The sequence below is a fragment of the Acetobacter aceti NBRC 14818 genome, assembly GCF_000193495.2.
Lineage (GTDB): Bacteria > Pseudomonadota > Alphaproteobacteria > Acetobacterales > Acetobacteraceae > Acetobacter > Acetobacter aceti.
The window spans coordinates 3,176,126-3,197,532 of sequence record NZ_AP023410.1; the positions used below are offsets into that span (position 1 = coordinate 3,176,126).

19 protein-coding genes, 1 tRNA gene and 1 pseudogene are annotated in these 21,407 nt (G+C 56.7%); 6 read left to right on the plus strand and 15 right to left on the minus strand.

The features are described 5' to 3' along the window. Nucleotide 1 precedes the first annotated feature (1 nt). The 13 genes and pseudogenes from nuoJ to EMQ_RS14650 all read right to left on the minus strand — a co-directional run bounded on the left by nuoJ (nucleotide 2) and on the right by EMQ_RS14650 (nucleotide 13,319). Complete coding sequence (gene nuoJ / locus EMQ_RS14590) at nucleotides 2–502, minus strand: NADH-quinone oxidoreductase subunit J (RefSeq protein WP_018307788.1); 501 nt, start codon at nucleotides 500–502, stop codon at nucleotides 2–4. A 5-nt stretch (nucleotides 503–507) separates the two neighbouring features. Further along, nucleotides 508–1,020, minus strand: coding sequence for an NADH-quinone oxidoreductase subunit NuoI (gene nuoI / locus EMQ_RS14595; RefSeq protein ID WP_010667880.1), 513 nt, complete (start codon nucleotides 1,018–1,020; stop codon nucleotides 508–510). A gap of 25 nt (nucleotides 1,021–1,045) precedes the next feature. Further along, nucleotides 1,046–2,002: an NADH-quinone oxidoreductase subunit NuoH gene (gene nuoH / locus EMQ_RS14600; protein WP_010667879.1), complete on the minus strand. Its 957-nt coding sequence runs from the start codon at nucleotides 2,000–2,002 to the stop codon at nucleotides 1,046–1,048. After that, on the minus strand, nucleotides 1,999–4,734 hold the full coding sequence (gene nuoG, locus EMQ_RS14605; protein ID WP_010667878.1) for an NADH-quinone oxidoreductase subunit NuoG: 2,736 nt from the start codon (nucleotides 4,732–4,734) through the stop codon (nucleotides 1,999–2,001). Before nuoG ends, nuoH begins: the two co-directional genes overlap by 4 nt. Next, complete coding sequence (nuoF, locus tag EMQ_RS14610) at nucleotides 4,731–6,035, minus strand: NADH-quinone oxidoreductase subunit NuoF (RefSeq protein ID WP_010667877.1); 1,305 nt, start codon at nucleotides 6,033–6,035, stop codon at nucleotides 4,731–4,733. The genes nuoG and nuoF overlap by 4 nt, the downstream gene beginning before the upstream one ends. Then, nucleotides 6,032–6,523, minus strand: coding sequence for an NADH-quinone oxidoreductase subunit NuoE (nuoE, locus tag EMQ_RS14615; RefSeq protein WP_010667876.1), 492 nt, complete (start codon nucleotides 6,521–6,523; stop codon nucleotides 6,032–6,034). The genes nuoF and nuoE overlap by 4 nt, the downstream gene beginning before the upstream one ends. Beyond that, the gene (gene nuoC, locus EMQ_RS14620) at nucleotides 6,510–8,270 is read right to left on the minus strand and encodes an NADH-quinone oxidoreductase subunit C/D (RefSeq protein WP_010667875.1); all 1,761 of its coding nucleotides are present in this window, start codon (nucleotides 8,268–8,270) and stop codon (nucleotides 6,510–6,512) included. The genes nuoE and nuoC overlap by 14 nt, the downstream gene beginning before the upstream one ends. A gap of 5 nt (nucleotides 8,271–8,275) precedes the next feature. Then, nucleotides 8,276–8,911: a NuoB/complex I 20 kDa subunit family protein gene (locus tag EMQ_RS14625; protein ID WP_010667874.1), complete on the minus strand. Its 636-nt coding sequence runs from the start codon at nucleotides 8,909–8,911 to the stop codon at nucleotides 8,276–8,278. Further along, entirely contained in the window at nucleotides 8,908–9,333 is a 426-nt protein-coding gene (locus tag EMQ_RS14630) for an NADH-quinone oxidoreductase subunit A (RefSeq protein WP_010667873.1), read from the minus strand. Before EMQ_RS14630 ends, EMQ_RS14625 begins: the two co-directional genes overlap by 4 nt. An 824-nt stretch (nucleotides 9,334–10,157) precedes the next feature. Beyond that, complete coding sequence (locus EMQ_RS14635; protein WP_010667871.1) at nucleotides 10,158–10,718, minus strand: phosphate-starvation-inducible PsiE family protein; 561 nt, start codon at nucleotides 10,716–10,718, stop codon at nucleotides 10,158–10,160. Nucleotides 10,719–10,898: 180 nt separating this feature from the next. Continuing rightward, nucleotides 10,899–11,652 (minus strand): annotated as a pseudogene (locus EMQ_RS14640) (IS5 family transposase). Between the two features lie 460 nt (nucleotides 11,653–12,112). After that, nucleotides 12,113–12,188: transfer RNA gene (locus EMQ_RS14645), tRNA-Glu, on the minus strand. A gap of 84 nt (nucleotides 12,189–12,272) precedes the next feature. Beyond that, nucleotides 12,273–13,319 (minus strand): hypothetical protein, encoded by a 1,047-nt coding sequence (locus EMQ_RS14650; RefSeq protein ID WP_232092251.1) that lies wholly within the window; start codon nucleotides 13,317–13,319, stop codon nucleotides 12,273–12,275. A 136-nt stretch (nucleotides 13,320–13,455) separates the two neighbouring features. Between EMQ_RS14650 and EMQ_RS14655 the strand changes: the two genes are divergently transcribed. Further along, entirely contained in the window at nucleotides 13,456–14,145 is a 690-nt protein-coding gene (locus EMQ_RS14655) for an ATP-dependent Clp protease proteolytic subunit (protein ID WP_010665775.1), read from the plus strand. A 102-nt stretch (nucleotides 14,146–14,247) separates the two neighbouring features. Next, nucleotides 14,248–15,261 carry a ferritin-like domain-containing protein gene (locus EMQ_RS14660; RefSeq protein ID WP_010665776.1) on the plus strand — a complete coding sequence of 338 codons (1,014 nt, stop codon included), beginning with the start codon at nucleotides 14,248–14,250 and terminating at the stop codon, nucleotides 15,259–15,261. A 109-nt stretch (nucleotides 15,262–15,370) separates the two neighbouring features. Here EMQ_RS14660 and EMQ_RS14665 read toward each other — a convergent pair whose 3' ends face one another. Both EMQ_RS14665 and EMQ_RS14670 read right to left on the minus strand, forming a co-directional pair. Next, nucleotides 15,371–16,531, minus strand: a complete 1,161-nt coding sequence (locus EMQ_RS14665; protein WP_035349760.1) for a serine hydrolase domain-containing protein — start codon at nucleotides 16,529–16,531, stop codon at nucleotides 15,371–15,373. Nucleotides 16,532–16,542: 11 nt separating this feature from the next. Continuing rightward, complete coding sequence (locus EMQ_RS14670; RefSeq protein ID WP_010668272.1) at nucleotides 16,543–17,349, minus strand: NAD kinase; 807 nt, start codon at nucleotides 17,347–17,349, stop codon at nucleotides 16,543–16,545. A 348-nt stretch (nucleotides 17,350–17,697) separates the two neighbouring features. Here EMQ_RS14670 and fliF point away from each other — a divergent pair, with 348 nt between their 5' ends. From fliF to fliN, 4 genes are read left to right on the plus strand one after another with little or no spacing between them, the layout of a single operon-like run. Next, nucleotides 17,698–19,365, plus strand: coding sequence for a flagellar basal-body MS-ring/collar protein FliF (gene fliF, locus EMQ_RS14675; RefSeq protein ID WP_010668273.1), 1,668 nt, complete (start codon nucleotides 17,698–17,700; stop codon nucleotides 19,363–19,365). Nucleotides 19,366–19,368: 3 nt separating this feature from the next. Further along, nucleotides 19,369–20,376 (plus strand): flagellar motor switch protein FliG, encoded by a 1,008-nt coding sequence (gene fliG, locus EMQ_RS14680; protein WP_010668274.1) that lies wholly within the window; start codon nucleotides 19,369–19,371, stop codon nucleotides 20,374–20,376. Next, entirely contained in the window at nucleotides 20,373–21,083 is a 711-nt protein-coding gene (locus EMQ_RS14685; protein ID WP_132012083.1) for a hypothetical protein, read from the plus strand. The genes fliG and EMQ_RS14685 overlap by 4 nt, the downstream gene beginning before the upstream one ends. A 22-nt stretch (nucleotides 21,084–21,105) precedes the next feature. After that, nucleotides 21,106–21,399 carry a flagellar motor switch protein FliN gene (gene fliN, locus EMQ_RS14690; RefSeq protein ID WP_081470977.1) on the plus strand — a complete coding sequence of 98 codons (294 nt, stop codon included), beginning with the start codon at nucleotides 21,106–21,108 and terminating at the stop codon, nucleotides 21,397–21,399. The last annotated feature ends 8 nt before the right edge of the window (nucleotides 21,400–21,407 follow it).

Sequence of the window (21,407 nt, forward strand, 5' to 3'; positions counted from 1 at the left end):
GTCAGGGATCCTCCACACGGTTGCGTCCGATGTGAAAGACCGAGATCAGACCGGCCAGAAGCAGGAAAGATGCCAGTTCGACCATCAGCACGTAGCGTCCAAACAGACTCAGCCCGACATCATGTGCCGTAATGGGGGAAAGGGAAGGAGTGGATTCGGAAAGAGGGCTCACACAATAAAGAAGTTCCGCACATACAATGGCGGCTAGAATCCCCGGTCCCAGCCATGCGCGTGGACGCAGCCATTCCTTTTCACGCGCGCTGTCCGGTTGCCCCAGATTGAGCATCATGATGACGAAGACGAACAGCACCATGATCGCGCCGGCATAGATGATGATCTCCAGCATCGCCGCGAATGATGCTCCCAGCATCACAAGTAATGCCGCCAGCGCCAGTAGTGTCACGACCAGATACAGCACCGCATGCACGGCGACTTTCCGGGTAATGACCATGATGGCCCCGATGACGGTCACACTGGCAGCAAGGAGGGCCAGAGCGTGCATGATGGTTACGGCAGCAGGGAGTGAAGATCGATTGGCGGGCGTTCGCGTTCGGAAGCACCGCGTTCCTTGCCGGGGATGGGGATGCCCGCGACATTGTAGAAGCTGTAATCAGGATATTTCCCGGTACCGCTTATCAGCAGGTCTTCCTTTTCATAAACAAGATTGGGGCGTGCGTATTCACCCATCTCAAAATCGGGCGTCAGTTGTATGGCGTAGGTTGGGCAGGCTTCCTCGCAAAAGCCGCAGAAAATGCAACGGGAAAAATTGATCCGGAAATATTCGGGATGCCAGCGCCCATCGGTCTCGGTTTTCTGCAGACTGATGCAGTCCACCGGGCAGGCGACAGCGCACAGATTGCACGCCACGCACCGTTCCTCTCCATCGGGATCGCGCGACAGAATGATCCGTCCGCGATAACGCGGCGGCAGATAGGGTTGCTGTTCGGGATACTGCACGGTCGCGCGCCGGTGGAAAGCATGCAGCGCCGTCAGGAACAGGGTGCGCAATGTATTGAACATGGGGGATGCCTTTGCATCGGGCGTGTCACAAAGACGCGCGCAGCATAAGAATAGTTCCGGTTGCCATGACATTTAATAGTGAAAGCGGCAGCAGGACTTTCCAGCCCAACGCCATCAACTGGTCGTAACGCGGGCGGGGCAGACTTGCGCGCAACAGAATGAAAAACGCCACCATGCCGCCGGTCTTGATCATGAACCACACGGCGGGGGGCAGCAGTGGTCCGCGCCAGCCCCCAAGATAGAGCGTGGTCACAAGACTTGAGACCAGAACGATCCCGGCATATTCGGCAATGAAGAACATCCCGAATTTCATGCCTGAATATTCGGTATGGAAACCTGCGCCCAGTTCGTTCTCCCCTTCGGGAAGATCAAAGGGCAGACGGTGTGTTTCCGCAATGCCTGCAAGCAGGAACACGCCAAAGCCGAGACATTGCGGGATGATGAACCACAGCCCCGCCTGCGCCATCACGATGTCGTGCAGGCTGAATGATCCAGCCATCATGACCACGCCCAGCAGCGAAAGTCCCATGAAGACTTCGTAGCTTATCATCTGCGCTGCTGCCCGCATGCCGCCCAGCAGTGCGAATTTGCTGTTGGAGGACCACCCGGCCAGTACCACCGCATAAACCCCCAGTCCCATCATGGCGAGGATGAACAGCAGCCCGACATTCAGATCGCCTGCAATGCCCGTGCCCATCGTGATCGGAATGACGGCAAAGGACAGCAGGACCGTCATCATGCCGATAGCAGGAGCAAGAATGAAAACGCCCTGATCGGCAAAGGGAGGAATCCAGTCCTGCTTGAACAGGATCTTGATTCCGTCCGCCACAGCCTGAAACATGCCGCCCGGTCCCACGCGGTTGGGGCCATGCCGGTCCTGCCATAAGCCCAGCAGTCGCCGTTCGACCCATGTCAGCAATGTCGCAAGGGCAAGGAGGAGAAGCGGTGTAAGAATGATGGTGAGCAGTGCTGAAGAAGTCATGATCGTTCTCCTTCACCGGGCAAACTCTCAAGCCGGGCCACGCGGGGGAAACGGAACGCGCGTGCGACCATGTGCGTGGGACATAGGACAGTGCCTTCGGGGAGACCGGGTACCGGCTCCACGGACAGGATGTGTGGCCCGTCTTCCAGGTGCAGCACCATGCGGTCTGATCTGGTCATGCTGGCGGACAGCCCCAGCGTTGGCGCACTGGATCGCGTCATGATGGGAGGCGAGAACATGCTCAATTCCTCACTGCCGAACAGGTGTGTATCGGGCAGCACCAGCACAGTATCCGCCTGTGGGACATAGGGGGCCGGAATAGCCGTGTTGTAAGCGTAGGGCTGCGCTTCCGTGTTTTGATTTTCTGCTGGGGATAACAGCCGGATACCCGATGGACCACCACGCATCGGTCCACCGATTTCGGACTGGAAACGGTTAAGTGCCTGCACCGAATTCCATGCTGGCGTCTGATAGTAGGGAACCAGCGCGCCGGGCATGTCCGGTTCGTAGGCTCCTTCCATTGAACTGCTGAATGGTGTGTCCGGACTGGCGGGGGGCGGCTGATCACGCACACTGATGAAGGAACGGATAACGGTCCGACCGCTGGCGCGATAGGTCTGGCTGCGCAGTTTCTCGCCATTGATGCGGTAATCCGCTTCGGGCGCGGCCATAACGGCCGGGGCCAGATCGGGAAATACCGTTGCCAGCGCGGCAAGAACGTCATCGAGATCCCGCCAGTCGATCAGACCCGTTATGGGGTGCATGGACGGGTCAAGACTTCGGGCCAGCGCCTGTATCCACCGCCAGCCGGCCTGTATGGGGGCAGGGGGAAAGACCGCCTGGAAAAAGCGTTGCGCCCTGCCTTCCTGACTGATCAGTGTGCCGCTGCATTCGCTGAAGGCCGCAATGGGCAGGACAAGGCTGGCGTGCTGGCACAGCGGTGTCACCGTGTGGTCGATCACGACGATGTTGGGAACGGCCGCCACAAGTTCCGCCACATCAGCGGGATCGAGGGCGCGTGTCAGGTCGTTTTCCACGATAACCAAAGCAGAAATCTCGCCTGCCCGGGCCTGTTCCATCACCGTTTCCAGTGACAGCCCGCCCATCATGGCCAGCCCCATGCTGTTGCATTCAGGCAGAACCAGCGACAAGCCCGCGGCAGGTGTGGCGCGGGCAAGGGCTGCGGCAATACTGGCGGCACCCTGCATCAGTGCGGGGGAGCCATACTGCATGCCGGATACGACCAGCGGCTTTCCGGCGGCCAGCAGCGCCTGCGCAATGCGTGCGGCGCGCGCCGCATCATCTGGCGTCAGATCTGTGACGGGTGGGGCGGAGGGATCAATTGCGTGGGCGATGGCAAAGCCAAGCCGTGCGATATCATCAGGCGCTGAGCGAAAGATTTCGACAGCCACACTGTCCAGATCGGTTGGCGCAGGCGTCAGGACATGCAGGGCGGAAGGGCACTCGCTTCCCAGCGTTCGGACCGCCGCATCCATCCACCGAGGCACCTTGGCGTTGTCCGCCGTGTGGAAGGAGGCCTGACGTACCGACTGCCGCAACGACAGACCCAACCGGGGAGCGGTGGCGCAGACGTCCTCGCCCAGCACCAGCACAGCGTCGGCACTTTCCATTTCATGCAGGGTGGGCAGGGCGCCGGGATGCCGGGTGAGCAGGGTATGAGCCAGTTCCACGCATTCCTGTTCCTGCCGCGTCTGGCCGGTGGAAAAATGCTCTAGCCCTACCAGCGCATGCAGGCTGAAACAGGTCTCCAGGGCTGCGCGGGGAGAGGCGATGCCCACAATCCGCCCCTTCGTCTCCATACGCGCGAAAGCCGTCAGGGCTTCCGCCATAGGGACGGGCACCTGCTGTCCGTCAATGGTGCGCAGCGGCGTGCGGATCCGTGTCGGCGCATTGACAAAACCATGACCGAACCGGCCCCGGTCGCACAATACGTAGCGGTTGATGTCTGTATTATAGCGGTTGAGAACACGCCGGAGGGTTTCCTCGCGGGCATTGACGATGGTGTTGCAGCCCACTGCGCAGTGTACGCACACCGAGGGCGCGCCCCGCATGTCCCACTTGCGGGTGTAGACGGCGGAAAAGGGTTTATCGGTAAACACGCCAGTCGGGCAGATTTCCACCAGATTGCCGCTGAACGCGTTTTGCAGCGTGCCGTCTTCGGCGCGACCGAAATAGACATTGTCATGCGAGGCAAAGGCCGCCAGATCGTCCCCGCCCGCGTAATCACGGTAGAACCGCACGCAGCGATAGCAGGCGATGCAGCGGTTCATTTCATGTTTTACGAATGGTCCGAGATCCTGATTGCGATGGGTCCGCTTCGTAAACCGGTAGCGACGGGTGTTGTGCCCGGTCATGACCGTCATGTCCTGCAGGTGACATTCGCCACCTTCCTCGCAGACGGGACAGTCATGTGGATGGTTGACCATCATCCATTCGATGACGCCAGCCCGAAAGTCGCGAGCTTCCGGATTGTCAATGGAGATGATAGCGTTTTCGCTGACAGGGGTCATGCAGGCCATCACGATGCGGCCCTTCCTGTCCTCGGGCCCGCTGAACTGTTTGACGGCGCACTGCCGGCACGCTCCGACGGAACCGAGTTCGGGATGCCAGCAGAAATAGGGCAGGTTGGCCCCGGCCTCCAGACAGGCCTGAAGCAGGTTGATGTCGTTGCGGGTCTGGCAATCCCGTCCATCGATGCGGATGGTGGTCATGGTCCTGCTCCGGCGTGATGCGGGCAACGGCCCTGCTGGATGTGGGCAGCGAAATCGGCGGCGAAAAGTTTCAGCCCGCTGGCCAGTGGCGCCATCGCTCCCGGTGCATGGGCGCAGAAGGTCCGCCCCGGAGCGCCCAGCATGCGGGCATGGCGGTCAAGCTGCTCCAAATCTTCATCACGACCCGTCCCGTCCTCGATCGCGTCCAGCAGGCGTTCCACCCAAGGCAGCCCATCCCGACAGGGCGTGCACCAGCCGCAGGATTCCTGTGCGAAGAAATGTTCAAGGTTGCGGATCATGCCGATGGGACAGGTGCGGTCATCCAGAATGATGGCCATGCCGGTGCCAAGCCTGCTGCCCGCCTTTTCCACCGATCCGTAATCCATGGCGACATCGAGGGCCGTGGCGTCGATAAAGGCGGTGGACGCTCCGCCCGGCAGCAGGGCACGCAACTGGTAGCCGGAGCGCATGCCGCCTGCGTGGTCCTCAATGATCTGACGTAGCGGCGTGCCGATCGGCAGTTCCCATGCTCCCGGCTTTGCTACGCGCCCGCTGACACCATAGATCTTGGTGCCACCATCCTCGCCTAGCCCGAGGCCCGCGAACCATTCCGGTCCGTTGGCGATGATATGAGGCAGATTGCACAGCGTCTCGACATTGTTCACCACGCTGGGCGCGCCCCACAGGCCGCCGGTCTGGGGAAAGGGCGGCTTGCTGCGTGGCGTGGCGCGGCGGCCCTCCAGCGCGGTCAGAAGGGCGGTTTCCTCGCCGCATATGTAGCGGCCGGCGCTGGAATGCACGTGGATGTCAAAGCTGAAGCCCGAGCCGAGAATGTTCTCGCCCAGCCAGCCCCGCTCCCGTGCCTCTCCGATCGCACGGTGCAGGCGAACGCAGGCTTCCTGATACTCCCCACGCAGGAAAACGATGCCATGTCCCGCCTGCACGGCGTAGGCGGCAAGGATCATCCCTTCGACCAACTGGAGTGGATTGCCTTCCAGCAGCCAGCGATCCTTGAAGGTGCCCGGCTCCATCTCGTCGGCGTTGGCGATTAGGTATTTGCGGCGTTCGGAGGCGGGTTCCTTGGGCACGAAGCTCCATTTTTGCCCAGTGCCGAAGCCTGCGCCACCACGCCCGCGCAGCTTTGAGCGTGTCACTCTGTCAATGATTTCAGCCGGGGTAAGGCTTCCCAGCGCCAGCCGAGCCGCCTGCCAGCCGCCAGCGCGTTCATATGCCGCGCAGTCCGGTGGACCGATGGCAGGATCGATCATGGCGGTCAGGGGACGTTCGGAGGCGGCCGTCATGGCGTGTCCCTCAGCGTATCAATCAGGTGATCGAGGCTTTCCGTGGTCACATCTCCATGCAGTGTGTTGTCAACCAGCATGGCCGGGGCGTGATCGCAGTGTCCGATGCAGACCGTGGGGAGTAGCGTGATGGCGTTGTCCGCCGTGGTTTCTCCGGGCCTTATGCCGAGCTTTCGGCACAGATGGGCGCAGAGCGGTTCGCGTCCCATGATCCAGCATGAAACGCTGTCGCACAGCATGATGACATGCCGCCCGACCGGTCTGCGGAACAGCAGATTGAAATAGGTTGCGACACCATCGAGATCATCTGCCGACATGCCCAGCAGGTCGGCCACTTCGCGCAGATGCGCCGTACTGATCCAGCCAAAGCGGGCCTGCACCAGCCGCAGGGCTGCGACACTCGCGCCGCGCGGATGCAGTTCCTGCGCCGCAAGGGCAAGGATTTCCGCCCGCATGGGCGCTGGGAGGGGGAGATCAGCGGTCGACATCGGCCATCACGAAATCGATGCTGCCCAGGATCGCGATCAGGTCCGCGACCATGATGCCGCGACTGAGCAGCGGAATCATTTGCAGATGGGCGAAGGATGGCGTGCGGATGCGCGTGCGGTAGGACGTCGTGCCGCCGTCGCTAATGAGGGTATAGGTGTTCACGCCTTTCGTGGCTTCGATGCTGGCCCGAGCTTCTCCCGGCGGAATGACCGGCCCCCAGCTTACGCTGAGGAAGTGATGGATCAGGGTTTCGATGTCATGCATCGTCCGCGCCTTGGGCGGAGGGGTTGTCAGGGGATGATCGGCCTTGACCGGACCGGCGGGCATGTTGTCCACGCACTGACGGATGATATGCAGGCTCTGGCGTATTTCCTCCACATGCACGGCAATCCGGTCATAACAATCGCCGTTGATACCAGTAGGAATGTTGAATTCAAGCTGGTCGTAACAGGCATAGGGCGCGTGTTTGCGGTAGTCCCATTCCAGCCCTGTGGCGCGTAGCCCCGGCCCGGTAACGCCCCATTCGACGGCCTCTGCGGTGGTATAGGCGCCAATACCCTTCGTCCGGGCCCGGAAGATGGGATTGCGCATGACCATCGCATCGTATTCGTCCAGTCGCAGAGGCAGGTCATGGAGAAACGCGCGGATCAGTCCTTCCCACCCATTGGGCAGGTCCATGGCGACCCCGCCAATCCGAAACCACGCCGGATGCATGCGAAAGCCGCAGATCGCCTCGATAATCCCGAAGACGCGCTCGCGGTCGGTAAACATGTAGAACACCGGAGAAAGTTGCCCGACATCCTGCGCCATGGTGCCGTAGAAGACGAGGTGGCTGGCAATGCGGAACAGTTCCGCCAGCATGACGCGGATCATCTGCGCCCGTGGCGGCACGGTAATTCCGGCCAGTGTCTCGACCGCCATCACATAAGGGAAATTGTTCATGACGCCGCCGAGGTAATCCACCCGGTCGGTGTAGGGGATGTAGGTGTGCCATGACTGGCGTTCCCCCATCTTTTCCGCGCCCCGATGGTGAAAACCGATATCGGGCACAGCATCGACAATCCGCTCCCCTTCCAGTTGCAGCACGATACGGAATACCCCGTGCACGCTGGGATGATTGGGGCCGAGATTGAGAAACATGAAGTCGCTGTGGTCACTATGTCGCCGCATGCCCCACGCGGAAGGGTCAAAGCGCAGGGCGTCCTGCTCCTGCGCTTCGTGTTCTTCCGTCAGGCTGTAGGGCGGCATTTCCGTGGCGCGGGCATGGTGGTCCTTGCGCAGGGGATGTCCGGTCCATGTGGGTGGGGTCAGGATACGGCGCAGGGAGGGATGGTTCTGGAAATGGATACCGAACAGATCCCAGACCTCGCGTTCATACCAGTTGGCGTTGGGCCACAGGTCACAGATGCTGGGCAGGGCGGGAGCTGTTGCGCCAAGAGGCACCTTGATCCGTAATTCATCGGTACGGGTGGTTAGCGAAATCAAGTGATAGACAACCGTGAATGCCGATTTTGGCTGCCCGTCACGGTGGGTGCGGTCGCGTTCATCTATGGCCGTCAGGTCCAGCAGCATGAGGGATGCAGCAGCCTTCAGTGCGGCAAAGGTAGGGCGCAGATCGGTCGCTGCGATCCAGAGGATGGAGACCCCGTCGCATCCAGTCTGTGCGGCCAGCAAACCGTTGGGGAGATGCTCCGAAATTCTTTCCGCAAGACTCTGTTCGCGGGCGGGAGAAAGGAGCGTCGTCATGGGCGTCAGATCCCGTCAGGCGTGCGGAGGTCGCGCATGGCTCGGCGCTGGTCGCGCTTTTCATCGCGCAGACTGGGCGGTGTCACGGGTTCCGCGCCTTGCGGTCCCACCATCCAGCTCAGGGGTCTGCGCTGTGTGCCGATGGATTTCTGCAAGAGCAGCAACCCCTCCAGCAGTGCCTCTGGGCGAGGAGGGCAACCGGGCACATACACATCCACGGGCAGGAAACTGTCCACGCCCTGCACGACACTGTAAATGTCATACATGCCGCCGGAATTGGCGCATGACCCCATGGAAATCACCCAGCGTGGCTCCAGCATCTGATTGTAAAGATGCTGGATAACCGGAGCCATTTTGACGAACACGGTGCCGGAAATGACGATCAGATCCGCTTCGCGTGGTGTAGCGCGCAGGACTTCGGACCCGAAGCGGGCGATGTCGAACCGGCTGGTGAACGCTGTCGCCATTTCCACATAACAGCATGACAGGCCGAAATTCAGCGGCCAGATCGAATTTTTCTGCCCCCATGATACAAAATCCTGCAACCGGCCCATGACCAGATTACGACGGAGAGTTTCGCTGAAACTGGGCGAAGGCTGCACGTCTCTGGGTGCACCGGGGGAAGAAAGGGACCAGCTCATGATGCGAGGTCCTTTCGTGTGTCCGTTACACGACGTGGACGAACCTGCGGCCCCCAGTCCAGCGCTCCGGCTCGCCACAGATAGGCAAGAGAAATCGCCAGAAAGACAATAAAGGCAAGCGCCGCGCCATAGCCGATCCAACCCACTTCGGCCACAACAGTTGCCCATGTCAGGAGAATGGCTGTTTCGACATCAAAAATGACGAAGAACATGGCCACCAGATAATACTGTACAGGCAACCGCAGGTGCGCCGATCCCGTGGGGATGATGCCGGACTCAAAAGGCATGGACATGGAGCGGCCCAGGGCTCTGCCGCTTCGTCGGGTGCCGGTTATGGCGGACAGTCCCATCATGCCGGCCAGCACTATTCCTATGACAAGAGCATAGGTAAAAATCGACCATATACTGGAAACATTTTCCATACTGGCAATTCCGTTTCTGTTTATTCTGAACGGAGGTTATTTGTGTAGTGCTATTGGTCATGACGGATGACAGGCGGCTGCGGTCCGAGGAGGAGCGTGTCCTCTGACACATTCGGGTTCACTGAAGGAAACGTCAGAATGCGTTATCAGTCGCCTATACGCGGCAAGAAGAGGGAAGTTGCGGCTCTATCGTGCAAGTTTTTCACGAAATGGGACGGCTTATTTATGAGAAATATTCTTCTCTCAATTTTCTGTTTTCGTATCAGGTGAGCATGGACAGAAAGTAATCACAGGATACGATTGGAAATGGCCTGTTCGGAGTGCAGGGAGACCGGGATTACGGCCGTGCCGCGCTGAATATTCTGGAGGAAACCTTGGTGTGTCTAATGTCCCGGTGACACAGTGCATCTGAGGCGAAGAAGTGCCGGAAATCGTGTAACCGTCCATCATCCAGCCCCATCGCCTCTGGACGGAAAGCTGTTCTGCTTTCTTTAAAATTTACAAACCGGGATCAAAGGAGCTGCATTCTTTGGTGTAGAGCAAAACCCGGGACAGTTGCCGTCCATGTCTAAACATTTCGGGCTTTGCGCTGAATCCCGTCAGTGGTGCAGAGGACAGGTGGTTTTCTCACCGGGCAGATGATCGAAATTGCAGGAAATGCTTCCGTCCACGGGGCTGTTATTCGGGTCAGGCTTGGGACAGCACGCAGTTAGAAGGATGCCGAATGCCGTGAGAATGAGGATGTTGCGTTTCATAATGCTTGCTGATTCTTTCTCAATAGGTGCAGTTCTGTACACGAACAATGACGGCCCGGTAAGGCGAAATTATTCCTGTGTGTGAGACGATTGGTCGTGCGGGGCTTTTTCGACGGCGGAGAAACGGGCCGCCTGAGCAGCGACGCGCGTGTCCTGTTCACGGATCAGCCAGTACACGACGCCGAGCGCCAGCACCGCCGCAGAAAAGGCGATCATTTCCATGGGACGTACTTCGTTTAGGTCGAGGATAATGAATTTCCGGGAGACGGCGAGAAGCGCGATCAGCACGATCGTGCGGACTCGCACGACGTCCTTGTTGTGTGACAGGCTGATTCGGAGCGAGCTTTTAAACTCCAGAGCGATGATGACTGTGAAGATATTGCCAAACACGCTCTGGAAGGTCGGCGCATTGTCCGGGCTGATCTGACCGAACCATGCGAGCCGCCAGACTTCTTTCGTGAGGCTCCAGGTGGCGATTGCCGTGATGATCATGATCAGTGCTGTCAGGATCAGCATGATCAGAAGTTCGAACCCTTCGTAGAGATTCATTTCCCGGAAGCTGCGTCCGAGACGCAGGGCTTCCCGCGAAAAGGGATCGTGAGGTTCTTTTCCGTCCCCTGAACCGTCCATTTCTGACTTTCCTTATCGATGCGCGTCGGTTCTCTGATGCGGATAGTGTCGCAGGCATCGCGTGACGGGTCCAGTCGGGAACAGGATGACCGGTATGTCCGTCCGCTTCCCCCGCGCTTTCATTGACCGTGGTATGTTGTGGCAACTGCCGAAAACGGTATGACTTATTGGGGCGTGTCATCAGTTAATTCCGATGATGGCGGAAACGAGTTGCACTGCTGCGAAGAATGTTGACTTCAGCTTGTCGTAGCGTGTTGCAATGCCTCTGAACTGCTTCAGTCTGGCGAAGAACCGTTCAATGATGTTTCTGTTTTTGTAGAGCTGGAAGCTGATTTTCCGTGGATCGCGTCGATTTTTCCTTGAAGGGATAACCGGTACGATCTGCCGTTCTTCGATCTTTTTGATAAGCGGATCAGCATCATAAGCCTTATCGGCGATAAAAGCTGCAGGATCGACTTCATCCAGCAGGGGGTCTGCTTCTGTGATGTCCGCTCTCTGCCCGGGCGTCAGGGACAGGGCGACCGCCTTTCCCGCAGCATCGACAATGGCGTGGATTTTCGAAGTCAGTCCGCCACGGGACCGCCCGATGGCCTGATCCGCGCCCTTTTTTACGGGCGCCCGCACTGTGCTGGTGAGCCCGGACAATCGTGCTGTCGATCATCATGTATTCGTTGTTGGGACCGGCGGCCAGATGCCGGAAAATCCATTCGATCACGCCGCCTTCGCACCAGCGACTCAACCGTCAGTGGACGTTTTTCCAGTCACCAAAACGGACAGGCGGGTCACGCCGGGGAATGCCGGCACGGTAACGATACAGAACCACTTCCACAAACAGACGGTTATCGGCAGCCATTCCGCCGACATGGCCTTCGCGCCCCGGGAGAAGATCCTTTATCCGTTCCCACTGGCTGTCACTCAGGCCATATCGACGCATTCACACTCTCCCTGAAAACAGAGAGAAAACTTCACAGATCTAATGGAAGTACAAGCCTCATAGCGCCAGATGCTAACTGACGGCACGACCTAACGTTCGAAGCACGATACCGTCCAGAGCCCGGACATCGATATTGCGCCCTTCACGGACCTTGACCGAGGTCTCTTCGAGCCGCGCGCGGGCGAGACGGGCTGTATCGAATGTTCTGACGATCCGCTGGCCATTGACCAGTTTGCGTGCCCGATACTACTTTGGACCGCGGCAACTTACACCATCGGGCAGCGGACGTCTTGTCGCGGGATCGTTGGCATTTTCGGTGGATTTTGTACGGGCCATAAGACGAACTCCGAAGGAGGGACGGAATCGTCATTGGCCCAGAATTGGTCCAGAATCGCTACTTAATTTTTGGATGGGTAGGGCGCTTTTCCCGTAAGCCAATGATAACATTGCCAAATAAATTTGGCGTCCCGTACGGGATTCGAACCCGTGTTGCCGCCGTGAAAGGGCGGTGTCCTAGGCCTCTAGACGAACGGGACAGAGGCGAGGGCGTAATTAGGCGAGGGAACGATGGGCGTCAAGCGCGATACGACAGAAAAAATAAAATTATTGTCTTTCAGCGATTAACCCTGCGTGCTGACGCGTGCGGCCGGGCCGAATGCGGAGCTGGTGATATGCAGGGCAGAGGCGGGCATCCCCTTCTTGATCAGCGCGTCTGCCAGCGTTCTGCCGCGCAGCAGACCAAGCTCAACTGCCTGCGTCTGATCGTCCGGAGACAGGGAGACCGTCTCGCCGCTGCAATGCAGGAATAGCGGGGCGCCGTGACGGCTATTGATCAGCTTGGTCAGGGTGCCATCCTGTCCGGGCTTCATCTGATCCGAGCCCGGAAGGAAACCGATCAGCGTACCGTCCTTGGGTGAGACATCATAATCCGGTTGAATCGGTTCCATAGCGAGTGCGTCGTGAGGAGGCGCAAAGCCCGGGATGGAAGGGATAGCAGGCGGTCCGGCGGGAATTTCCGGCAGAGGCCCCGTGACGGACGTGGCTGCGATCGCAGCATCACCGCGGAATTCAGGCATGGCGAGTTCTGCTTCAGGTGGCGCCTGTGTCGCGTCCGACTTCGCTTTGGGGGCCGGAGAAGGCGTTGTGGCTGGTGTTGTTCCCGTCGGAGGTGACGAAGAATCTGCCGCATCAAGGATGGCCCCCATCCCGCCGTTGGGCACTGGGGTGGTGGTCGCGGCAGTGGGAGCCTGCGTTGTGCTTCCCTTGGACGCATCCGCTGCAGAAACGGCGGGTTTGGCGGTAATGGCTGCTTTGGGCGGTGGAGGAATGACGGGTGTCAGGGTGCCGTTCTGCGCTGCCGTCCGCATGGTGAGGTTGCGGGAAGTGATCAGATTATTGGTGATGGACTGACGCAGCTCCGGAGACGGAAGCGCTGGCGGTGTGGTGGGTGTCAGACCAACACGGGGATAGGGATCAAACTGTCCCGGCGCAGGAGGGCGCTGCTGGGCAATGATTCCGCCTTCATGCTGATGGTACCAGTCAAGCGTGGTGTCGACCAGATCGCGATGCTGGCAGCCAGCCAGAAGCGCACAGGAAAACGGCAGGACGATCCTGAAGAAGCTTCGGCTCACAGCCGACTGGAACGGAAAAATTGTCATTGGGCTCATCTTAATCGCTTCGGGTTTCTCTGGCGAGAGCCACTGTCGTGAAAGCGATGTTGTGCTGTGCCTCTTGGCATTGCCAGCAGGGCGGCGCAGAATAAGAAGAATGAGATCACATTACCCAACCAAGGAGGCCGACCTGATGGGCGCCAATCGCATGCTGGACGATGTCACCAAAGGGCGGATCAGACTCGATGACGAGGATCCGAACGGCCCTGACATTCCTGCTCCCGAAGGCCCGGAGCCGTCCGAGCCGGATGACAACAAGACGCTGTCCTCGCCGATCAATGAGCTGGAAACCAAGCTGTTCGATCAGCGCAAGGTTCTGATCTTCGGCGGGATCAACGACAAGATCGCCCGCGATGTGACCGGTCGCCTGCTGGCTCTTGCTGGTGCGTCGGACAAGCCGATCGACGTTTACGTCAACTCCCCGGGCGGTCATGTGGAAAGCGGCGACACGATTCACGACATGATCCGCTTTGTCGATTCCGTGGCTCCGGTCAACATGATCGGCACCGGCTGGGTTGCATCGGCTGGTGCGCTGATTTTCGCAGCCGGCCACAAGGATCGTCGATTCTGTCTGCCCAACACGCGCTTCCTGCTGCATCAGCCGATGGGTGGCGTGCGTGGACCGGCGACCGATATCGACATCGAGGCCCGCGAGATCATCAAGATGCGTGAGCGTCTGAATCATCTGTTCGCCCGTGAGACAGGCCAGCCTTACGAGAAAATCTGCAAGGACACGGATCGTAATTACTGGATGTCGGCTGAAGAGGCGATTTCTTACGGTCTTGTGACACGGATCATTTCCAAGCCGTCCGATATCCACTAACCGCGCTCTGTCCCGCGCTGCGTGCGTGGAAAGAGATCCATCATCAGATATGGCGCGTCTCCGTGATGGGGATGCGCCATTTTCCAACATGGGTACGTGGAAATGACTGCACTTGCCGATATCTACACCAGACTCCCGGACAGTATTGATGACCTGCCTCCTCCGCCGAACGCAGAGGCTGTAGAGCAGGCCGATTACCGCGCCCGTCACTGGAGTTCCTCAATTCCCGGCCCGCTCAAGCCCGGTTCGCCGGAGCACAAACGGGCCATGGCGGATATGTTCCGGGAGACGTTCAATCCCTATCGTCCGTCCGTCATCAACTGGCCCAAGCTGGAGCCGGATGCCCTGAGACGTGTGACGTCCCTGCCGATCTGGGACATTGCCGTGCAGACGGAAGGTAAGGCGCGTCTGCGTATGGCGGCCTATGCCCGGATGATCGACGACCCAGATATCAAGGACGCGATTTCCCGGAATGCATGGGAAGAAAACCGGCACAAGGAAGTCCTGAGCAAGCTGGTCGAGGCCTACGGAATCGAGATGGCTCCCGAGCCGCCATACGTCGAGCCGAAGGACGTCGAATGGGCCTATCTCGTCACGGGTTTCTCTGAATGTGTGGACAGCTTCTTTGCGTTCGGCATGTTCCGCGTCGCCCAGACGTCAGGATTTTTCCCTGCGGAACTGATTGAGACATTCGAGCCGGTGATGCAGGAAGAGTGCCGTCATATCCTGCTCTTCGCCAACTGGCTGGCCTGGTATCGTGCGGTCATGCCTGCGTGGAAACGTCCCTGGTTTGAACTGAAGGTGCTCGCCGTGTGGGGCTTCCTGATTTACGAGCGTCTGGGCCTTGTTCATTCTGTCGATGCCAATGGTGAAGAACATACGCAGGACAACAACTTCACGGTAACCGGCACGAAGGATATGACCAGTCAGGATATTACGCTGGCGGACTTCATGCAGCTTTGCCTTACCGAGAACGCTAGACGTTTTTCGGGTTATGACCCGCGCCTGCTTCGGCCCAAACTGGCTCCGAATATCGCCAAGACGATTCTGTTCGTGCTGCGTCTGTTCGGACGCAAGCCGCATGATCTGGAAGCAGGCGCGCCGGTCGCCGCCTGAAGTGATGTTTGAGGCCGGAACGTAGTTTTCTGCGTCCCGGCGTCATGTATTTTGAATGGGGATCACAAGCTCAGAAGCTGTGGTCCCCATTTGTTTATGGACCCTTGTTCTACGCTCTGCCCCGTAACGCACGCGCTGCCACTGTCGCGACATCATGACGTAGCTTGACGATGGCCTTGCCGTTAGTGTCCAGCGGATGCACCCGGTTGGTTAGAATCAGTACAAACGCAGAGCTGCCAGCATCCATCCAGAGAGATGTGCCGGTATATCCGGTGTGTCCAAAGGAACCGACAGGAAAAATATCGCCCCGAGGTGTAGAGTAATGCGTTGCAATGTCCCAGCCGAGCCCACGCAGATCCGTGACGCCGGGTGACTGGGGCGATGTCATGAGCCGAAGCGTCGCGGTGCGAAGTGGGTAATTGCTGGGACGCCCCGCAAGCCGGTCAAGAAGACTGGAAGCGTAGAGCGCCATGTCGTGGGCGTCTGAGAACAGGCCCGCATGTCCGGCGACACCGCCCATGCGTCGGGCTGTGGGGTCATGCACGACACCACGCAGCGGAATATGGTTCTCGTCATATTGTGTCGGCGCGATGAGTGGCCGCACTGTTGCTGGCGGCAGAAAACCGGATTCCTGCATGCCGATCGGCTGTAGGATGTGGCGTGCCGCATAGACATTCAGTGGCAACTGACTGAACCGCTCCACCAGCAATCCGAGAACGATGAAATTGATGTCGCTATAGACAAAATGCTGTCCGGCTGGAGCCTGTGGGACTGCGGTCATGGCTCTGTGGACGGCTTCGTCCTTGCCGGTCCACGGCGTGGACAAATCCAGATCCGGGGCCAGACCGGAATAGTGGGTCAGCAGATGCCGGATGGTGATCGCTGCTTTTCCGTTCTGTGCAAAATCCGGCAGATAGCGTGAAACCGGATCATCAAGTTGGAACAGGCCCTGTTCCCAGAACTGCATGATCGACGGGGCCGTGATGGTCGCTTTTGTAAGCGAGGCCATATCGAACCGCGTGTCCCATGACATGGGTTCGGGAGCAGGAGCTAGCGCTCTGTGCCCCATGACGGCGCGGTGAAGGATAAGGTCACCCTGACCGATAACGGCGATAACGCCTGGAATCTCGCCACGTTGAACGGCACCCGACAGAAGACTATCGACTTCCGAAAAATCGTATGAGGGGCGGCTGGCAGCACAGCCCGCCAGGCTTGTGGCTCCGGGGAGAAGAGCTCCCGACAAACATTTGAGAAACAGGCGTCTGCTCATAACTGGATATCTCAGGCCGAAAACTGTTCAGCAATAATGCGCTCTGACAGGGACTGTCCGGGGTCAAACAGGACAGTGACCGAGCGGTTTCGGTTTTCCTGCACGGACACGGTTTTGACGTCACGTACTTCCGTAAAGTCCGCGACCGCGGCGACAGGGCGCTTTTCCTGCTCAAGAATCGAAAACGTCACGACAGCGGTTGAGGGAAGCAAGGCGCCGCGCCAGCGTCGCGGACGGAAGGCGCTGATGGGGGTGAGCGGCAGAAGATTCCCGGAGAGCGGCACAATGGGACCGTGTGCGGACAGATTATAGGCGGTGGAGCCAGCCGGTGTGGCAACCAGCACGCCATCACAGATCAGTTCAGGGAGACGCTCGCGTCCATCCACATCGATTCTGATTTTGGCCGCCTGACGGGTCTCCCTGAACAGAAAGACGTCATTGAGGGCTTCGGCTTCATGAACGGACCCATCCGTGCAGATCGCTTTCATGTGCAGGGGATGAAGTTGGGCGCTTTGAGTCACAGCAAGTCGCTCCAGCAGATCATCTTCATCCAGCGGATTCATCAGAAACCCTACGGAACCACAATTCATTCCATAGACAGGCACGATTCCGTCCATGACCTGTCGGAGTGTTTCCAGCATGAAGCCATCACCGCCCAGACAGATGATGACTTCTGCTTCTTCCTGAGAACAGTTGCCGTAACGACGGGAGAGTCGAAGCAGTTCTTCCTGGGCAGTTGCCGTTTCAGCTGCGACAAAGGCAAGGCGTTCAGGACGCGTAGCAGGCGGCCAGAAGGTCTCTGGAGAGTCTTTTTCCATATATTCCGGTCCGCGTCTTTCTGGCTGCAGGCGTGGTTGTTGCCGCAAACTTATACGTGACGTGCATGGAACGCCACGGGCAACGGCGGACTGAGTGCTCGAGTTCGGTGAAACAGACTTTATGGGACAGGTCGCAGATTTCCGGCGTTTCGATCTCCGGTCTCCGTGAAGGGAGTTTTTTGTTCGTCAGCAACCCGGCAAATTTTGCCGATATTAACTCCAGAGTAATGGCACTTATGCACGATCAGTTCAGAGATACACCAGGAACCAAGTGATTCACGTGCAAGGTCCAACAAGACGCTCATCCGGAGTCCCATGCAGCTTAACTCATTGTTCGGAAAATAAAAATTGAAAGCGACACTTTCCGGCCTGAAGTCGCTCGGACTGCCTCGTCTGATCGCTTTGGGAGCCGTTGGTCTCGGCATTTTGGGTATGCTGGCGGTCTTTGCATTTCATGGCGGTGGGCAGGCTACGGCGCTGCTGTACAGGGACCTGGATCTGCATGAAGCCGCGCAGATGGCCGAGGATCTTGAGAAGGCCCATATTGCCCACACTGTTTCGCCGTCTGGTGATGCGATTTATGTGGCTCCTGCTCAGGTCGCTGCCGCACGCCTGCTTCTGGCCCGTGATTCCCTGCCGTCAGGAGGGTCTGTTGGATATGAGATCTTTGATCATTCCAACACACTGACCACCACGGAATTCGAGCAGCATATTGACGAAACACGTGCTCTCGAGGGCGAATTGGAGCGATCCATTCGCCTGATTCATGGCGTAAGGAACGCGCGTGTTCATCTGGTGCTGCCTCACCGGGAAATGTTTTCGGCAGATCAGCAGGCGGCACAGGCCAGTGTACTTCTGACGATGAGCGGAAGTCGACCGGATGCAGAAAGTGTTCAGGCGGTTCTCAATCTTGTCGCTGCCGCCACACCAGGGCTTTCGCCTCAGAACATTTCTATCATTGACAATCACGGCAACGTTCTGGCGCGACCGGGGGATCGAAATGGTCCCGCAGGTCTTGCTCAGAGTATCGATGAGCAGAGACAGGCTATGGAAGCCCGGCTTTCCCAGACTGTCGAGGCTATGCTGGTACCCACGCTTGGCGCCGGGCATGTGCGGGCAGAAGCTTCTGTGCTGATGAATCTCGATCGGGTGCATGAAACGCAGGAGAGTTACGATCCAGACCAGCAGGTCTTGCGTTCTCAGCAGAGCACAACAGACAAGTCTGTAAATACAGAGGGGCAGCAGAATACTTCTGTAGCGAATAATCTGCCGAACGCAAATGCTGGACAGCCTCGAGCCGGAAGCCAGGATGACAGGCGGGAGGAAACGAACAATTACGAAATTGGCAAACGTGTTCGTACTGTTGTTCAGGATCAGCCACGCGTGTCACGTATCAGTCTGGCGGTCATGGTTGATGGCAAAACCAATAAAGGCGCGGATGGCAAATCCGAATGGGCTCCTCTGGATCAGGCCGAACTGGATAGAATCTCGACTCTTGCAAAGACAGCCATCGGTTTTGATGAAAAACGTGGGGATACAGTCAATGTCGTCTCAATGCGTTTTGCTTCGGAGTCCGCTGATACTGCCAGTGCACATGCTTCATGGATGGGACTGCCGATCGAAAAAGCGGATGCCATTCAGATGTTGCGCAGTCTGGCCCCAGGTCTGCTTATCTTTCTCGCGCTTATATTCTTCGTCAAACCTCTCCTGAAAAAAGATAATACAGGTGAAAATACTGGGGATGCGTCCACTTTGCCGGCAACATTGAACGATGGTGAGGGGCGTCCTGTGACAGCGTTGATGGAAACAGATGACGATGAAGCAATGCAGAGTGCTCCGACTCAGCTCGCGTTGGAGGGGCCTCGTGAAAGAAGGCCTGATTTTATGAATCTTTCTGGAATTGAGGGGCGTCTCAAGGCGTCCGCTATTCGCCATGTGCGTGAGTTGGCATCTGAAAACCCAGAGGAAAGCCTCAATGTCATCCGAAGCTGGCTTACGCCGCAGCATGAGGGCTGAAATATGTTGGTAAAAACAGCCTTAACAGGAGTTCAGAAGGCCGCGATACTTCTGCTCGCTTTGGGAGAAGAAAACGGCACGCAGCTGGTTTCTTCCATGCAGGAACATGAAATTCGTGAAATTTCTGCGGCAATGGCGACTATGGGGGCTGTATCTGCAGAAAGGGTTGAGGCTGTTTGCGCCGAATTCTCTGGAGCATTTTCTTCTGTTGATATGTTGGTAGGAACATACGACACAACAGAGAAAATTTTACGAAAGGCACTTCCTGGAGATCGGGTGAGTGCCATTATGGAAGAAATTCGTGGTCCGGCAGGCAGGACCATGTGGGATAAATTGGGGAATGTCCCGGAAAACATTCTGGCTAACTATCTTCGTAATGAATATCCCCAGACTGTGGCAGTTATTCTAAGCCGCCTTCAGGCGTCCCAGACAGCACGCGTACTGTCTCTTTTTCCTGAAGATTTTTCGGTAGATATCATGATGCGTATGCTGCACATGGAAAATGTTCAGAGGGATGTCATCGACAGTCTTGAGACAACCCTGAGATCCGAATTTATGGCCAGCCTTGCACGCTCGTCCAAACAAGACAGCCATGAACTTCTCGCCGAAGTATTCAATAATTTCGACCGACGCGTTGAAGGTCAGTTGATGAATGCTCTGGAAAAAAGAAATATTGAAGATGCTGAGCAGGTCAAGGCGCTTATGTTTACGTTTGAAGATCTAAAGCGTCTGCCGCGCGATGCAATCATGAGAATCATGAGAGATATCGACCGGGAGAAGTTGCCTTTAGCACTCAAGGGGGCATCGGAAGATATAAGAAAACTGTTCCTGTCATCAATGACATCACGGGCAGGGAAAATACTGGAAGACGAAATTTCTGCAATGGGCCCTGTCCGTATAAAGGATGTTGATGCGGCGCAATCGGAAATTGTTAATGTTGCTAAAAATCTTGCGAATCAAGGGGAGATAGATCTGAATCCCGGAAGTGACAACAATGAGATGTTGGCATGAATACGTGTATTGTTCTTTCTGGAGAGAATAAATCCGGCGTCCTGTTTGCTGAGGATTTCGATGATATTTCTAACAACATTCAGAAATCGTCAGACCATAATGAAGATCCTGTTCCAGAAGAACCTGCTGCTCCACCAGTTCCGTCCTATTCACAAGAAGAAATGGATTCTGCTATTGCTGTCTCTGTCTTAAAGGCCACTGAAAGGGTCAGAGATGAGATGGAAAAAACCCATCTGGAAGAAATTGAAAAAATAAAAGAAGAAAATAAAAATAAATTTCAAAATATATTTGACTCTATAAATAAAAATATAGATTTATCCTTGTATAATTATTCTGAAAATTTATCAAGATCAATATTGGTGGCCGTTGTGTCTTCATTTCCTGCGTGGAGTGATTCTCAAAAAAAATTATGGGCGGAAGGAATATTAGACAAAATATTATCATATTTTTCAGATGATTTTACTGTTTATGTAAAAACTCATCCAGATTGTTGTGAAGAAGTAAAAAAAACATTGTTTGAAAACAAGAATGTAAAAGATGATCGGATAAAATTTTTAGAAGATTCAAACCTTCATAAAACTGATTTTGAAATAGAATACTCTGATGGAAAAATATCTCGGCATATAGAGTTAATCGTTTCAAATATCTTAACTGATTTATCCAATTCTATAAACTTAAATGTCAAAGGAGACGTTTCCAATGGTTAATGCACCATTGCAGGAGGATTTAATGCAGCAAGATGGGATCGTTGCGCCGGTAGAAAGCGAACATGAACATTCTATTGAAGCAGTCTATGATATCCCTGTTACCGTTAGTGCTGTGTTGGGACGGGCGACAATGCAGGTAAGTCAGCTGTTGAAGCTGGGTAGGGGAGCTGTTGTCGAGTTGGATAGAAAAGTTGGCGAGGCGATTGATATTTACGTCAATAATAGACTGATCGCTCGAGGAGAGATTGTGATGGTTGATGAAAGCCGTCTCGGTATAACCATGACAGAAATTATCAAATCAGAAAAAAATAATTAAGGTTATTC

Bases quoted from the DNA above. Each gene is read 5' to 3' on its own strand.
- nuoJ (WP_018307788.1), bottom strand. From the start codon at position 502: ATGCACGCTCTGGCCCTCCTTGCTGCCAGTGTGACCGTCATCGGGGCC.
- nuoI (WP_010667880.1), bottom strand. From the start codon at position 1,020: ATGTTCAATACATTGCGCACCCTGTTCCTGACGGCGCTGCATGCTTTC.
- nuoH (WP_010667879.1), bottom strand. From the start codon at position 2,002: ATGACTTCTTCAGCACTGCTCACCATCATTCTTACACCGCTTCTCCTC.
- nuoG (WP_010667878.1), bottom strand. From the start codon at position 4,734: ATGACCACCATCCGCATCGATGGACGGGATTGCCAGACCCGCAACGAC.
- nuoF (WP_010667877.1), bottom strand. From the start codon at position 6,035: ATGACGGCCGCCTCCGAACGTCCCCTGACCGCCATGATCGATCCTGCC.
- nuoE (WP_010667876.1), bottom strand. From the start codon at position 6,523: ATGTCGACCGCTGATCTCCCCCTCCCAGCGCCCATGCGGGCGGAAATC.
- nuoC (WP_010667875.1), bottom strand. From the start codon at position 8,270: ATGACGACGCTCCTTTCTCCCGCCCGCGAACAGAGTCTTGCGGAAAGA.
- EMQ_RS14625 (WP_010667874.1), bottom strand. From the start codon at position 8,911: ATGAGCTGGTCCCTTTCTTCCCCCGGTGCACCCAGAGACGTGCAGCCT.
- EMQ_RS14630 (WP_010667873.1), bottom strand. From the start codon at position 9,333: ATGGAAAATGTTTCCAGTATATGGTCGATTTTTACCTATGCTCTTGTC.
- EMQ_RS14635 (WP_010667871.1), bottom strand. From the start codon at position 10,718: ATGGACGGTTCAGGGGACGGAAAAGAACCTCACGATCCCTTTTCGCGG.
- EMQ_RS14650 (WP_232092251.1), bottom strand. From the start codon at position 13,319: ATGAGCCCAATGACAATTTTTCCGTTCCAGTCGGCTGTGAGCCGAAGC.
- EMQ_RS14655 (WP_010665775.1), top strand. From the start codon at position 13,456: ATGGGCGCCAATCGCATGCTGGACGATGTCACCAAAGGGCGGATCAGA.
- EMQ_RS14660 (WP_010665776.1), top strand. From the start codon at position 14,248: ATGACTGCACTTGCCGATATCTACACCAGACTCCCGGACAGTATTGAT.
- EMQ_RS14665 (WP_035349760.1), bottom strand. From the start codon at position 16,531: ATGAGCAGACGCCTGTTTCTCAAATGTTTGTCGGGAGCTCTTCTCCCC.
- EMQ_RS14670 (WP_010668272.1), bottom strand. From the start codon at position 17,349: ATGGAAAAAGACTCTCCAGAGACCTTCTGGCCGCCTGCTACGCGTCCT.
- fliG (WP_010668274.1), top strand. From the start codon at position 19,369: ATGTTGGTAAAAACAGCCTTAACAGGAGTTCAGAAGGCCGCGATACTT.
- EMQ_RS14685 (WP_132012083.1), top strand. From the start codon at position 20,373: ATGAATACGTGTATTGTTCTTTCTGGAGAGAATAAATCCGGCGTCCTG.
- fliN (WP_081470977.1), top strand. From the start codon at position 21,106: ATGCAGCAAGATGGGATCGTTGCGCCGGTAGAAAGCGAACATGAACAT.